The sequence below is a fragment of the Streptomyces sp. SID13666 genome, assembly GCF_010548325.1.
In the GTDB taxonomy this organism is placed as follows: domain Bacteria; phylum Actinomycetota; class Actinomycetes; order Streptomycetales; family Streptomycetaceae; genus Actinacidiphila; species Actinacidiphila fildesensis.
This window is the reverse complement of the sequence record NZ_JAAGLX010000001.1, coordinates 449,612-462,404: the sequence shown is the minus strand read 5'-3', so window position 1 is coordinate 462,404 and position 12,793 is coordinate 449,612. Positions and strand designations below refer to the sequence as shown.

The window sequence follows — 12,793 nt, the reverse complement described above, 5'->3', positions numbered from 1 at the left end:
TCCCTTCGTCGCTGCGTACCGGAGAGGAACGAGAACGACCAGGGGGTGCTGGCCGGCCCGCCCCTCGAACCTAGAGCGCCACCGGACCAGGAATAAGATCCGGTCTCATGCCGAATTCTTGGTCCAGTTCCCGGCTCGATCTGCACATCGACCTCGACACCGCCGTTGGGCGGCGCGCCGGCCTGGAGTCGGCTCTCCGGACGGCGATCCGGCAGGGGCGGCTGCCCGCCGGGGCGCTCCTGCCGTCGACCCGCGGGCTGGCCCAGGAACTCGGGATCGCCCGGGGCACCGTCAGCGCCGCCTACGACCAACTGGTCGAAGAGGGCCACCTGACCACCCGCCCGGGATCGGGCACCATCGTCGCCGACACGCCGCACCACACCCCGGCCCCCACGCGCCCCGAACCGGCGCCCACGGCCCCCCGCCACGACCTCCGCCCCGGGCTCCCCGACATCAGCGCCTTCCCCACCCGGGCCTGGCTCGCCGCCACCCGCCGGGTTCTGACCCACGCCCGCCCCGACGTCTTCGGCGCCGGCGACCCGCAGGGCCGGATCGAACTCCGTAGCGCGCTCGCCGAGTACCTGGGGCGCACCCGTGGGGTGATCACCACCCCGGAGCGCATCGTGATCACCTCCGGGTACTACCAGGGCCTGGGTCTGCTCTGCCGGGTGCTGGCCGCGTCCGGCATCACCACCGCGGCCGTCGAGGACCCGGGCCACAACGTCTTCCGCGCAGTCGTGCAGCGCGCCGGGCTCGCCACTCTCCCGCTGCGCGTCGATGCCCACGGCGCCCGCGTGGAGGCGCTGACATCGCACATCGGGGCCGCGGTTCTCACCCCCTCGCACCAGTACCCGACCGGCGTCCCGCTGCATCCCGGCCGCCGCCAGCAGCTGTGCGGATGGGCCCGCTCCACCGGTGGTCTGATCGTCGAGGACGACTACGACGGTGAGTACCGCTACGACCGCCAACCCATCGGCGCCCTCCAGGGCATCGCCCCCGACCAGGTCGTCCACTGCGGTACCGCGTCCAAGACCCTCGGGCCCGCGCTCCGCCTGGCCTGGATCGTCCTACCGCCCCATCTCGTGTCACCGGTGGTGCGGGCCAAACAGGAAGCCGACCTGTACACCGAGACGCTCGGCCAACTCGTCCTGGCCGACCTGATCACCACCCACGCCTACGACCGCCACGTCCGGGCCACCCGGCTGCGCTACCGGCGCCGACGCGAACTCCTCCTCGACCGGCTGACCGCCACCCCCGGCCTCACGCCCCACGGCGTCCCGGCCGGCCTGCACACCCTCCTCACCCTCCCGTCCGAGGGCCCCACCGAACACGAGCTCCTGACCCACTGCGCCCGCCACGGCCTCGCCCTGCGCGGGCTCACCGAACTCCACCACGAACCGGCCGACCGCCCCCAGGGCCTCCTGATCGGCTTCGCCGCCCCGTCCGAACACACCTACCCGGCCGCCCTCGACGCCCTGTTCACCCACCTGACCACCAGTCCTGGTTCCAGCTGACCCACCGCGTCGGTGAGAGTGCCGCCGGTATCCTGCACGGCATGATCAACTCATCTGCGAGCCTTGACGATGCCGAAGTCGCGATAGCCGCGGCACGCGCCGGCGCGGACGTGGTGCGTGGCATGTACGGCCAACGGCTCACCCGCGTCGACAAGGGCGCCGGGGACTTTGCCACCGCCGCCGACATCGAGGCCGAGAAGGCGATTCTCCACGTCATCCGGTCCGCCCGACCCGAGGACGCGGTGCTGGGCGAGGAAGGCGGGCAGCAGGGGGCCGCCGACGCTGCGCGCCAGTGGCTGGTTGATCCCTTGTGCGGGACGCTGAACTACGCCGTCGGCAACATGCTGGTGGCCGTCAACGTGGCGCTGCGTGACGGGGCGGCCGCGGTGGCCGATCCGTTCAGTGGCGAGGTCTTCTTCACCGACGGTGAGACGGCCAGGGTGCGGCACGACGGCGCCGATGTGCGGCTGGCGCCCACGTCCGCCACGCAGTTGGTGGACGTCAACCTGGATCCGCCGTTCCCGAGCGCGCCCGGCTTCCGGGCCGTGGACCTGCTGGCCCACGCCGGGTTCGTCGAGCGGTTCCGGCCGCGGGTCGTGTCCACGACGCTGGCGCTGGCCTGGGTCGCCGCCGGCAAGCGTGCCGCGTACGTCACCGATGGCGGCGACCTGTCGGGGAGCGTGCACTTCGCCGCCGGCATCGCTCTGTGCCGTGCCGCCGGTTGTGTGGTCACCGGGATCGACGGCGCCCCGATCGGTGAGGCGGGCCGCGGACTTGTCGTGGCTGCCGACGCCGGGACCCACGGGCTGCTGATGTCGATGATCCGGAGCCGAGCCGGGGATGCCGGGCAGCGTCCCACCGGCCGGCCGGAGGCCGGGTCATGAGTGTCCACCGCACGCCGTCAGGGTCCGGCCGAGCCCCGACGCCGCAAGCCGCTCCCCCATTCGACCCTGAACTGAGCGTCGCACTGGCCGCCTTGGGCAAGGGGCCGAGGCAGCCGGTCACTCCGGACAATCTTGCGGCCCGGCAGAAGCGGGATGCCGTGACCCGGCCCAGACCGACGGCCGAGGACCTGCGCGCCGACGGCCGTTTCGAGGTGACCGAGTTCTCCGTGCCGGGACCGCCGGACGGACCGGACGTCACGCTCGTGAGCGCGCGGCCGTCCGGACTCGTCGGACCCCTGCCGCTGCTGTACTACCTGCACGGCGGCGCGATGGTCATGGGCAACGCGTGGTCCGTGCTTCCACGGATTCTCCGCGAGTGGGCACTCCCGCTGGAGCTGGCCGTCATCTCGGTGGAGTACCGGTTGGCGCCCATGACGCGCTACCCGGGACCGCTGGAGGACTGCTACGCCGGCCTCGTCTGGGCAGCCGCGCACGCGGCAGAACTGGACATCGACGCGGACCGCATCATCATCGGAGGGAAGAGCGCCGGCGGCGGACTCGCCGCGGCCCTCGCCCTGCTGGCCCGTGACCGGAGCGGCCCCGGGGCACTCGGACAACTGCTGCTGTCTCCGATGCTCGACGACCGCGGCAGCACCTTCTCCAGCCATCAGATGACGGGCCTGGGCGTATGGGACCTCACCTCCAACGCGACCGTGTGGAAGGCGCTGCTGGGTGACCGCTACGGCGCCGCGGACCTGCCGCCCTACGCGGCCCCCTCCCGCGCCACGGACCTCTCCGGACTCCCCCCGGCCTATGTCGAGGTCGGCTCGGCCGAGATGTTCCGGGACGAGGACGTGGCGTACGCGAATGCGATCTGGCAGGCCGGCGGCCAGGCCGAACTGCATGTATGGCCCGGCGCCTACCACGGCTTCGACGGCTTGGCACCGCGAGCGGCCCTCAGTCAGGACGCCCGCAACGCCCGCACCCGCTGGCTCCAGCGTCTTCTCGCGCAGTCCGGCACGAGAAACCCGCGGTCAGGGGCGTAACCGGAGGGTGCGGGAACCTCCGGTGGCACGGTTGGACCGAGCGGTTGACCATGGAAGAGGAGCCGGCTGGACGATTCGACTGGATCGGCACGCGAAGGACCCCGGTTCGCAGTCCCGGAACGTCGGACAACGGAGGTTCTGATGACAGCCCAGCCGTCGGGTGGAGTACCCCGCACCAGCGGGCGAACGGACCACGCCAGGGCGCCGGCACCGCGAGGAGCGGCGTTCGCCGGGGTGGTCCTGGCGATCAGCGGCGTCCTCGGCATTCTGCAGGGTGCCTCCGCCATCGCGAAGAACGACCCCTACACAGCGGTCGTCAACTACGCCTACGGGTTCAATGTCACCGCCTGGGGATGGATCCACCTGCTCTTCGGCGCGGCTCTCGTCGTGGTCGGCCTGTGCCTGCTGATCGGGATGCCATGGGCCAAGGGCGCCGGCGTGCTCCTCGCGGCCACGACCATGGCGCTGCAGTTCATCTTCCTGCCGTACTACCCGGTATGGGCAATGGTTGCGATCGCACTGGATGTCCTCGTGCTGTGGGCGCTGCTCGTCTACTCGAACGAAACCGCCGGCTGACGAGCTGGGCCTTGTGCCGGTAGACGATCAGGTAGGGCACATTGCCCTCTGTGTGGGCGAAGACACCGACCCCGCCGAAGTCCGCGATCGGTACTGACCACTACTGGTGCAGGTCGGCCCGTGGGCGGGATCCCGTCGGGCGTAGGCCACTTGAACCGGGCGGGTCGATGGAGGCGGGCTTCCGCCTGTCCCGGACCGGTTCCATGATCTCGATGTAGCCGCCCTCCGGGGTTCTGACGATCCGTCCGGTCTCGCGGCCGTGCGCGGCCTCGTCGCCTGCTCGCTCCAGCAGTCCGAGGCAGAACCAGCGGGTGAGAACGAACGCGAGTACCGGTCCGGCCAGAACGGCTACCCGGAAGAACTGGGTGACGTCGTTGAGGGACAGATGGAAGTGGACAGCGATCTGGTCGTTGGCAGCGGCAGCCCACAGGAGTCCGTAGAAGGCGAGGGCCCCCGCCCCGACCGCCGTGCGGGTCGCCGCGTCGCGGGGGCGATCCAGCTCGTCGTGCAGTTCCCTGTCACCGGTCAGACGACGTTCGATCAGCGGGTACGCCGCCAGGAAGGTGAAGAACGCGCCGGGGATGATCAGCGCGGGCACCAGCACCGCGAGGGTCAGCGTGCGGCCCGCCACCTCGAACTCCCAGCCCGGCATGAGCCGCACCGCGCCGTCCAGGAAGCCCAGGTACCAGTCCGGAACCGCCCCCGCGGTGATCTCTCCGGGACGATAAGGGCCGAGCAGCCAGATCGGGTTGATCTGGGCGAGTGCGCCGAGCAGCACCAGCACCCCGCAGGTTCCGAAGAACAGCGCCGGTCCGGCGGTCACCGGGAGCGGCCCCAGCCACCGAGGACGGCGGGTGGCTGCCGCCGGCAGCCGGGGGTGGCCGTGCTTCCGCACGAGCCGGTGCCGCAGGACGAACAGGCCGATGATCGCGACCGGCAGCACCACCGCGTGCAGCCAGTAGAAGCGGGGAATGATGGCCTCGCCCGGGAACTCGCCGTCGAACAGCCAGAAGGTCAGACGGGTTCCGATCAGCGGGATCGACTGGAGGATGCCCTGGACGAGCCCCAGGCTGCCGCCGGACAGCATGTCGTCCGGCAGGATCGTGCCGGTCAGCCCGGTTGCCATGGCCAGCACGAGCAGCATCACCCAGATCGACCAGAGCGGCAGGCGTGGCCTGCGGAACGCCCCGGTGAAGAACATGCGAACCAGCTTGAGGCAGATCGCGGCGACGAATATCAGCGTGGCCCAGTGGTGCACCTGCCGCAGCAGGAGGCCGCCGCGCACCTCGAGGCTGAGGCGAAGGGTCGACGCGTAGGCGTGGCTCACGACCACCCCGTGCAGCGGGCGGTAGGAACCTTCGTAGCGACTGCCCGCCATGTCCGGCCGGTAGAACAGGGCCAGAAGGATGCCGGTGACGACGAGTACGACGAACGTGTAGGCGGCGATCTTGCCGAACAGCGTCGACCAGGGGTCCGCCGGTGTACGCCGCCGCGACCACCGCCGCGCCGGCCCGGCCGGGGATACCGCAGCGAGCAGTCTCGTCATGGTGCGTCCTCCGGCGGGTGTCCGCTTGCCCATGCCAGCGCCCTCCTTGGCGGTCGCCGGGCGCCGGCCTCCCGGTCGGCAGCGTCGGCTGTTTTCATGCCTGCGCTACTAAGACACCGGGGGACGAAGAAATGTGACACGACGGCCCGTGAGAAATCCTCGAGTTCTCACGGGCCGATGTCGTGGGTGGCGCGGGGGCTCACTACCGTTCCTGGTGCCGCCCGAAGACCCCGGCCTTCATGGCGTGGGCAGGACGCTGTTCAGCGGCCTTCGCAGGGCGCTGCGGTTGCCGCGCCAAGCGTGCAGGAGGTGGGCGCCGAGGCGGTCCTCCAGGAACTTCGTGCTCTCGATACCGAAGGCGATGTCGGCTTCGAGCTGGGGCTCATCGGCCAGCAGACCGCCGATCACGTCGCGGCGCACGATTTGTTCGTGGACGGCGTCGGCTTCGACGTGCTCGTCGTAGAACCGTTCCGCGGCCGGTCCCGCCCCCGTTCGCCGCATCGCCTGGGCCAGGCGGCGGGAGCCCGGTGACGAGGTCACCTCGACAGCGGCGAAGTGACCTACCAGAGCTCCGCGCAGGCTTCGGTGCAGGCCGAACAGCGACATCTGGTTGACCGTCGCGAGTGCCTCGGCGGGGGCCGCGTCGAGGTAGTGCCCGTAGCCGATGTCCAGCGAGAGGTCCTCCATGAGATCGGCATAGAGCCGGGCATGGAGGTCCTGCGCGCGGCCGGCGCCGAACTCGTCGAACTCGACGGCGGCCATCGCGGCCTTGGCACGGCCGTACAACCGGGGAAGCACCCAGGCGTGCGGGTCCGCCTCCTTGAGGTGGTAGAGGGAGCGCAGGGCCGCGTACTCCCGCAGGTTCTCCAGCGAGCCCTCGCGCTGCAGATGGTGGCTGACCCCGGCATCCTCGTGGTCTGCGACGACAGGCTCGACCAGGAGGGCGGCCAACGCTTCCTCCGCACTGGATGCGGAACGGACCTGGCAGCGAAGGGATTCGAGGAAACGCTGTTCGAGCACGCGCCGGAACTCCAGCAGTTCCGGGTCCCATTCCCGCTCATCGTCCACGCCCGCGAAGCCCTGGTAGTGCAGTTCGTACAGGACGTAGAGGGCGAGTTGCAGATCGTCGCCATAGGGATCCGCCCGCACGGTCTCCGTACCGGCCGCCAGAGGTCGCCCCCCGGCCAACGCCGCGATCACCGCATGGGACAGCTCACCTCGCCCTACCGGCAGGACGGGCCGCACGCTCCGCGACTCCTGATAGGCGGTCATCGCCCGACCCCGCCGGCGGCGGGTTCAGCCGCACCCTCTTGGTCGACCTTCTCGTCCGTCCTGGTGCGGCGCCGGTGACTGGTGTCGCACCAGGGGTAGATCCGGCTGCGCCGACAGGTACAAATCGCGGCGACGAAACGATGTGACGTGGAGACACTGCCGTCGTCCGCGACGACCTCCACCGGTCCCTCCACCAGGAGTGGTCCCTCCGGGTCGACGGTGATGCGGCGGGGCCGTTCAGGCGTGTTCGGCACGGATGATCACCAGCTCTTCCCGGTCCTGGCTGTCGGCTATCAGTCCCCGTTCGCGCAGCCACGGCAACCGGGAACGCAGCACCGGCCCAAAGGGCACGAGCGCGCGCTCGCTCACCGTTGCCCGCATTCCCGCCAGCGACAGGCGCCGCAAGGTGGCCTCGGTGCCGCACAGATCCGAATGCACCAGGAGCAGCACGCCCTGGGGACGCACGACAGCGGGTGCCACATCGCAGATGCGGTCCACAAGGGCCCGGCCGTCGCCCCCGGCGTCCCAGGAGCGCGCCTGCCCGCGCCCGGGCGGCAGCCCGCTGGGAGCGGGCACGTAGGGAGGGTTGCTGAGCACGATGTCGTAGGAGCGTCGGGATACCGACGCTGTGAGATCTCCACGCCGGACGGTGACCCGCTGTCGGCAGAGGAAGGCGTTCAGCCGTGCGGTGATCACCGCACGCCAGGCGATGTCGACAGCCGTGACGCGCCCGCCCAGTTGTGCGGCCCGCACCGCGAGCGCCCCACTGCCCGTGCCCAGATCCAGGACGTCACTGCCAGGGCGCATCTCTTCCTGGTCCAGCGCCGCCATCAGGAACTGTGTGTCGTACTGGGGGACGTAGACGCCCGGCAGGGTCAGCATGCGTGCAGGAGGGCCCTGGGCCGGCCGTGGCATTTCGACAGTCATGAATATCCTCCACTCAGGGAGACCACGAGAGCGAAATCCAACTCGCCATCAACTCTCCGCGCACTCATCCCGGACCGCCATGGGAGCCATGACACTCCGTGACGATGTGGTGCGCTCGTGCTACGGCGGGGCTCGTGGCCACCGTGATTCCCGGCGCGGAACCCGCGCGGAACCGGCGCGGGGCGGGCCGCCGCCGATCCGGGAGGTTCTCATCCCGGGTACGACGGGAAGGCTCCCCGTGGAGAGGGTGTTCCGTGACGCGGTCCTCGACGTGCGGAGGAGCACCGGCACTGCCCTGTCGGCAGGGCCCGCTCGGCTACCCAAGGGAGTGATCACCATGAGCGTCGCAGAAGAGTCCAACGGCCGGATACGGCAGATGCGAACAAAGGCGCAGGAGCTGGAACAGGCCGCGGAGCGGGCCACTGATCCGGAGCACCGCCAGCGGCTGAAGGACAAGGCCCGTCGGCTGAAGGATCAGAGCGAGCAGGAAAGCAGCATCGCCCGCAGGGACAGCGACCCGATGATGTAGCGCAAGAACAGCGCCTTGCGGCGGCGGCCCCGGACGCGCGGCCATTTCGCCGAAGGCCAGGTCGGTCGGCGGCGTGACGAGCCGGGCTCCCGCCGCGAGGACCTTGTCGACCGCCTCCTGGGCGTCCATGGTGCAGATCCGCAGGCGTGATGGCACGACGAACTTGTTCGTAACGAACATGTTCGTTACACTGGTCGGGTGACCCCGCGAACCCCCGCACCCCGCAGCCGCCGCGAGCGGCCCGCCAAGCCCGCCCTCACCTACGAAGGCATCGTCGAGACCGCGGTCCGTCTGATGGAAGCCGAAGGGCTGCAGCGCGTCACGATGCGACGTCTTGCCCAGGAGCTCGACACCGGCCCTGCGTCGCTCTACGTGTACGTGGCCAACACCGCCGAGCTGCACGCGGCGATCCTGGACGAACTGCTGGGCTCCGTGGACCTCTCGCCCGCTGCCAGCGAAGGCGATGGCGACTGGCGCGACCGGCTGACGCGGGTGCTGATCTCCTACACCCGCGTGCTTCTCGAGAATTCCGCGCTGGCTCACTCCGCCCTGGTCGCCCGGCCCTCAGGCAGCAACTACCTGGCCCTGGTCGAGGCCATCCTCACCCTGTTGCACGAAGGCCGGGTGCCCGGACCGCAGGCCGCCTGGGGAGTGGACGTGCTGCTCCAGACAGCCACTGCCACCGCCGCCGAACACTCCACCCGCGCCCACGCCGTCGACAGCGTGGACGAACACAACGCCCTGGTCACCGCAGTGCGGGGGGCCTCGCCGGGCACGCATCCGCGCATTGCCGCACTTGCCGACGACCTCGTCTCCGGAACCCCGGAACAGCGCCTCACCTGGATCTTCCACTCCGTCATCAACGGCACCCTCACCACGGAGCGGCCCGCGCCCTGACCGGCCCGACCATCCGGCCTGACCCCTCCCCCGAAGAGAATCGAGCTCCGCCATGAGCACCCCTCCGCACCACCCCATCGCCATCATCGGCGCCGGTCTCGGTGGCCTCACCCTCGCCCGTGTCCTGCACGTCCACGGCATCGAAACGGCCGTCTTCGACCTCGAAGCCTCCTCCCGGACCCGCGCCCAGGGCGGCATGCTCGACATCCACGAAGAGACCGGACAGGCCGCATTGCACGCCGCGCACCTGCACGACACGTTCCTCGCCAAAGTCCACCGGGGCGGCGAGGCCACACGCGTCTTCGACAAGAACGCCCGCCTGGTGCGCGACGAGGCGGACGACGGCACGAACGGCCGGCCCGAGATCGACCGCGGCGACCTTCGCGACCTGCTGCTCGGCTCCCTCCCGGCGGGCACCGTCCGCTGGGGCACCAAGGTCGCCTCGACCCGCTCCCTGGGCGACGGGCGGCACGAGGTCACCCTCGCCGACGGAACCCTGTTCACCACCGGCTTGCTCATCGGCGCCGACGGCGCCTGGTCCCGCACCCGCCACCTGCTCTCCGACGCGACCCCCGCGTACACCGGGATCTCCTTCGTCGAGGTGGACCTCCTGGACGCCGACGCCCGCCATGCCGGGGCCGCGCAGCTGATCGGCGGCGGTATGTTCTTCGCGCTGGGCGACGACAAGGGCTTCCTCGGCCACCGGGAGACCGACGGCAGCCTGCACATCTACACCGCGCTGCGTGCCGCCGAGGACTGGCTGTCGACCATCGACTTCACCGACACGGCCGCCGCCAAAGCAGCCGTGCTGGAACACTTCGCCGACTGGGCACCCGAGCTGCGACAGCTGGTCGCCGACGCGGACGGCTCACTGATCCCCCGGCTGATCCATGCCCTGCCCATCGGCCACCACTGGAAGCGGGTGCCGGGAGTGACCCTGCTCGGCGACGCGGCCCACCTGATGTCGCCGTTCGCCGGCGAAGGAGCCAACCTCGCCATGATCGACGGCGCGGATCTGGGGCGCTTCCTGGCCGCACATCCGAACGACGTCGAGACAGCTCTCGCCGCCTACGAGGAGGTCCTCTTCCCCCGCAGCGAAGAGACGGCTCAGCAGTCCGCGGAAGGCCTGGACGTCATCTTCAACGACCGCGCCCCGCAGCCGCTGGTGGACATGTTCGCCTCTTTCGACGTACGGACGGCATGAGCGCCGCCGGTCGCGCCGCCCCGCGGAACCCGTGCCCGGCGATGGCCGGTCCCCGCTCGTAGAGAAGTCGGGCGGCGTGGCCCCGTCCGCCGTGGCAGTGTGGTGTCGTGACCATCGAGGTGCGCCCGGCTTCGGCCTTCGACGATGTCCGCGCCGTGATCGGCCCGAAGTCGCCGACAGCGAACGTCTGCTGGTGCCTGAGCTACCGGATTCCGTCCAAGCTCAACAACGAGCTGCGCGGGCCAGCGCGCGGTGAGTACGTCGCCGAGCTGTGCCGGGCCGAACCCCCGCCCGGTGTCCTCGCCTATGACGATGACGAGCCGGTCGGCTGGGCCGCCGTGGCACCGCGCTCCGACACCTCCTTCGCGCGCAACCGCAAGATCCCGCACGTCGACGAACTGCCGGTCTGGGCGCTGTGGTGCGTCCGGGTCCGCCCCGGCCACCGGAAGAAGGGGATCTCGCACTCCCTCATCGCCGGCGCGGTCGAGTTCGCCCGCGCCCACGGCGCACCGGCTATCGAGGCATACCCTCTCGACAACGGGGATGCCAGGGTCGACCTGACCATGGCGTACGCGGGGATCCGGAAGAACTTCGAACGCGCGGGATTCGCCCACGCCGCCGACACCACCTCGGTACTGGCCGGCCATCCCCGGATCCTGATGCGGCTCGACCTGCGCTGACACGACGCGCTCGGCGTCCTCGACGCCGGGCGTGGGTAGGACACCCACCTGGTGACGACCCCCGTACGTCACCAGGTGGGTAGCTTGTGTGTGCCGTGCTGAGCCGTGGACGCGGCGCCGTTCAGGGCGGGCCGGGACCACGCCGGCGACGCCCGGACGAGAGGTCGCCCGCTCGGTTCGTCGAATCGAAGTTATCTTGATTCAATGAACGGATCAAGTGGTTAAGGTTTTCCTGTCCACGACAACCAGCAGCCGGGGAGCAGCTGAATGCCTTCGCGTCACTTCGACGGCCGCCGCGTCCGCGCGGTGCGCCGTGCTGCCGATCTGACGCAGAGCCAGGTCGCGAAGGCCCTCGGCATAGCCGATCCGACCGTGGCCAGTTGGGAGACCGAACAGTCCTCCCCGGACGGGGACAAGCTGCCCTCCCTGGCCACCGCCCTCAGGGCGGATCTGGACGAGCTGTTCCCGCGTGAGGGGCTGCCCGATCTCGCCGACCTGCGGTGCGATGCCGGCTACTCCCAGTACCAGACCAAGGACATCCTGGGGACCAAGAGCGCCGGGCCCGTCGCCAACGCCGAACGGGGCGTACGCCGCCTCCAGACGGCCTTCGCCGAGGCCCTGGCCGCCGCGTACGGGGTGAGCGTCCAGGAGTTGCTGGCGGCACAGGAACGGTCCTTCGGCAATGACGCCCCCCTCCCCCAGCCGCCGTCGGACGATCGTCGCCGCGACCCGCGCACCCTGTCCGAGAAGATCAGCTTCATGGTCGATCACACGTACCAGGGTGGGCAGACACCGCCCACCGACGCGGAGATCGCCCAGGTCATCAACGCGCAGGCCGGCAGCACGGTGGTCTCGGAGAGCAGCGTGCGCGACCTGCGCACCGGCGCCCGCACGGACGCGTCACCGCAGATCCTGGACGGCCTCGCGGCGGCCTATCACGCTCCGCCGCAGTTCTTCCGGCCCGACGACGAAGCCGTGCGCGAGCTCGCCGCGAACCTGGAGCTGATCGCCTCGTTCCGGTGCGGCGAAGTCGGCAACATGGCGACACGCGGTGGCGGGGGTGCCCTGAACACCCGGCTGGTGTCCTTCCTCAACGATCTGCTGGACGACATCGAGGACGGCAAACTGCCGGGCGTGGGCACCGACACGGATCTGGACTGACCCGCCGGGCCGACAACGGAAGGGGGGGTGACACGGACCCCCGTGGCACCACCCCCTCCGGAATCCGGCCACCGGTCAGACGCTGACCTCCAGGTACGCCACGCCGCCCTCGGCGCGGGCGCGCAGGGCACTCTGCAGGAGGCCGAGCAGGTGCGGCGGAGCCACAGCCGGATCGATGTCATCCGTGGGGAAGAAGGCGTGCTCGCTGAGTTCGCTCTCCTGGACGGTGATCGCCGCCTGCTGTTCGGGGCTGAGTTCCCCACCGTCGAAGACGAAGAGCACCTGCTCGCCGCGGCCGGGGACGGTGATCCAGGCGGTGGCGAGCAGCGGCCCGAGCTCCACGTCGATGCCGAGTTCCTCCCGGCCCTCCCGTACCGCCGCGATTGCCGGGGTCTCGCCCTGCTCGACGTGCCCGCCGGGCAGGTTCCAGAACGGCTTGTAGGTCGGGTTCACGAACAGGGCGTGCCCGTGCTCGTTGAAGCACAGCAGACCAGCGGACACGGTGGGGCGGGCGTTGTTGTCGGTCATGTCGGTGCTGTTCACCTTTCTCTGACGGT

General features: G+C 70.4%; 14 protein-coding genes. 9 read left to right on the top strand and 5 right to left on the bottom strand.

The features are described from left to right. Window positions 1-107 precede the first annotated feature (107 nt). From G3I60_RS02265 to G3I60_RS02250, 4 genes are all read left to right on the top strand, one after another. Window positions 108-1,514 (top strand): PLP-dependent aminotransferase family protein, encoded by a 1,407-nt coding sequence (locus G3I60_RS02265; RefSeq protein WP_164292441.1) that lies wholly within the window; start codon window positions 108-110, stop codon window positions 1,512-1,514. A 41-nt stretch (window positions 1,515-1,555) separates the two neighbouring features. Beyond that, complete coding sequence (locus G3I60_RS02260; RefSeq protein ID WP_164292442.1) at window positions 1,556-2,398, top strand: inositol monophosphatase family protein; 843 nt, start codon at window positions 1,556-1,558, stop codon at window positions 2,396-2,398. Further along, window positions 2,395-3,444, top strand: a complete 1,050-nt coding sequence (locus G3I60_RS02255; protein WP_164292443.1) for an alpha/beta hydrolase — start codon at window positions 2,395-2,397, stop codon at window positions 3,442-3,444. Before G3I60_RS02260 ends, G3I60_RS02255 begins: the two co-directional genes overlap by 4 nt. 141 nt (window positions 3,445-3,585) lie before the next feature. After that, window positions 3,586-4,020 carry a hypothetical protein gene (locus G3I60_RS02250; RefSeq protein WP_164292444.1) on the top strand — a complete coding sequence of 145 codons (435 nt, stop codon included), beginning with the start codon at window positions 3,586-3,588 and terminating at the stop codon, window positions 4,018-4,020. 100 nt (window positions 4,021-4,120) lie between these two features. On the opposite strand, the gene G3I60_RS02245 is transcribed toward G3I60_RS02250, so the two are convergent. From G3I60_RS02245 to G3I60_RS02230, 4 genes are all read right to left on the bottom strand, one after another. Continuing rightward, on the bottom strand, window positions 4,121-5,566 hold the full coding sequence (locus tag G3I60_RS02245; protein ID WP_164292445.1) for a cytochrome b N-terminal domain-containing protein: 1,446 nt from the start codon (window positions 5,564-5,566) through the stop codon (window positions 4,121-4,123). A gap of 237 nt (window positions 5,567-5,803) precedes the next feature. Continuing rightward, window positions 5,804-6,838 (bottom strand): iron-containing redox enzyme family protein, encoded by a 1,035-nt coding sequence (locus G3I60_RS02240; protein WP_164292446.1) that lies wholly within the window; start codon window positions 6,836-6,838, stop codon window positions 5,804-5,806. Then, window positions 6,835-7,092, bottom strand: coding sequence for a CDGSH iron-sulfur domain-containing protein (locus G3I60_RS02235; protein ID WP_164292447.1), 258 nt, complete (start codon window positions 7,090-7,092; stop codon window positions 6,835-6,837). The genes G3I60_RS02240 and G3I60_RS02235 overlap by 4 nt, the downstream gene beginning before the upstream one ends. After that, the gene (locus G3I60_RS02230) at window positions 7,076-7,720 is read right to left on the bottom strand and encodes a HemK2/MTQ2 family protein methyltransferase (protein ID WP_306664977.1); all 645 of its coding nucleotides are present in this window, start codon (window positions 7,718-7,720) and stop codon (window positions 7,076-7,078) included. The genes G3I60_RS02235 and G3I60_RS02230 overlap by 17 nt, the downstream gene beginning before the upstream one ends. Window positions 7,721-8,102: 382 nt before the next feature. Here G3I60_RS02230 and G3I60_RS02225 point away from each other — a divergent pair, with 382 nt between their 5' ends. From G3I60_RS02225 to G3I60_RS02205, 5 genes are all read left to right on the top strand, one after another. Beyond that, entirely contained in the window at window positions 8,103-8,294 is a 192-nt protein-coding gene (locus tag G3I60_RS02225; RefSeq protein WP_138354655.1) for a DUF6381 family protein, read from the top strand. A 198-nt stretch (window positions 8,295-8,492) separates the two neighbouring features. Then, window positions 8,493-9,191 (top strand): TetR/AcrR family transcriptional regulator, encoded by a 699-nt coding sequence (locus G3I60_RS02220; RefSeq protein WP_164292448.1) that lies wholly within the window; start codon window positions 8,493-8,495, stop codon window positions 9,189-9,191. A gap of 52 nt (window positions 9,192-9,243) precedes the next feature. Next, window positions 9,244-10,395, top strand: coding sequence for an NAD(P)/FAD-dependent oxidoreductase (locus G3I60_RS02215; protein ID WP_164292449.1), 1,152 nt, complete (start codon window positions 9,244-9,246; stop codon window positions 10,393-10,395). Between the two features lie 107 nt (window positions 10,396-10,502). Next, window positions 10,503-11,075 (top strand): GNAT family N-acetyltransferase, encoded by a 573-nt coding sequence (locus G3I60_RS02210; protein WP_164292450.1) that lies wholly within the window; start codon window positions 10,503-10,505, stop codon window positions 11,073-11,075. 267 nt (window positions 11,076-11,342) lie between these two features. Beyond that, on the top strand, window positions 11,343-12,236 hold the full coding sequence (locus tag G3I60_RS02205) for a helix-turn-helix domain-containing protein (RefSeq protein WP_164292451.1): 894 nt from the start codon (window positions 11,343-11,345) through the stop codon (window positions 12,234-12,236). 75 nt (window positions 12,237-12,311) lie between these two features. On the opposite strand, the gene G3I60_RS02200 is transcribed toward G3I60_RS02205, so the two are convergent. Next, window positions 12,312-12,764, bottom strand: coding sequence for an NUDIX hydrolase (locus tag G3I60_RS02200; protein WP_164292452.1), 453 nt, complete (start codon window positions 12,762-12,764; stop codon window positions 12,312-12,314). Window positions 12,765-12,793: the final 29 nt, after the last annotated feature.

Bases quoted from the DNA above. Each gene is read 5' to 3' on its own strand.
- G3I60_RS02230 (WP_306664977.1), bottom strand. From the start codon at position 7,720: ATGCTGACCCTGCCGGGCGTCTACGTCCCCCAGTACGACACACAGTTC.
- G3I60_RS02245 (WP_164292445.1), bottom strand. From the start codon at position 5,566: ATGACGAGACTGCTCGCTGCGGTATCCCCGGCCGGGCCGGCGCGGCGG.
- G3I60_RS02225 (WP_138354655.1), top strand. From the start codon at position 8,103: ATGAGCGTCGCAGAAGAGTCCAACGGCCGGATACGGCAGATGCGAACA.
- G3I60_RS02250 (WP_164292444.1), top strand. From the start codon at position 3,586: ATGACAGCCCAGCCGTCGGGTGGAGTACCCCGCACCAGCGGGCGAACG.
- G3I60_RS02255 (WP_164292443.1), top strand. From the start codon at position 2,395: ATGAGTGTCCACCGCACGCCGTCAGGGTCCGGCCGAGCCCCGACGCCG.
- G3I60_RS02265 (WP_164292441.1), top strand. From the start codon at position 108: ATGCCGAATTCTTGGTCCAGTTCCCGGCTCGATCTGCACATCGACCTC.
- G3I60_RS02240 (WP_164292446.1), bottom strand. From the start codon at position 6,838: ATGACCGCCTATCAGGAGTCGCGGAGCGTGCGGCCCGTCCTGCCGGTA.
- G3I60_RS02215 (WP_164292449.1), top strand. From the start codon at position 9,244: ATGAGCACCCCTCCGCACCACCCCATCGCCATCATCGGCGCCGGTCTC.
- G3I60_RS02260 (WP_164292442.1), top strand. From the start codon at position 1,556: ATGATCAACTCATCTGCGAGCCTTGACGATGCCGAAGTCGCGATAGCC.
- G3I60_RS02200 (WP_164292452.1), bottom strand. From the start codon at position 12,764: ATGACCGACAACAACGCCCGCCCCACCGTGTCCGCTGGTCTGCTGTGC.
- G3I60_RS02205 (WP_164292451.1), top strand. From the start codon at position 11,343: ATGCCTTCGCGTCACTTCGACGGCCGCCGCGTCCGCGCGGTGCGCCGT.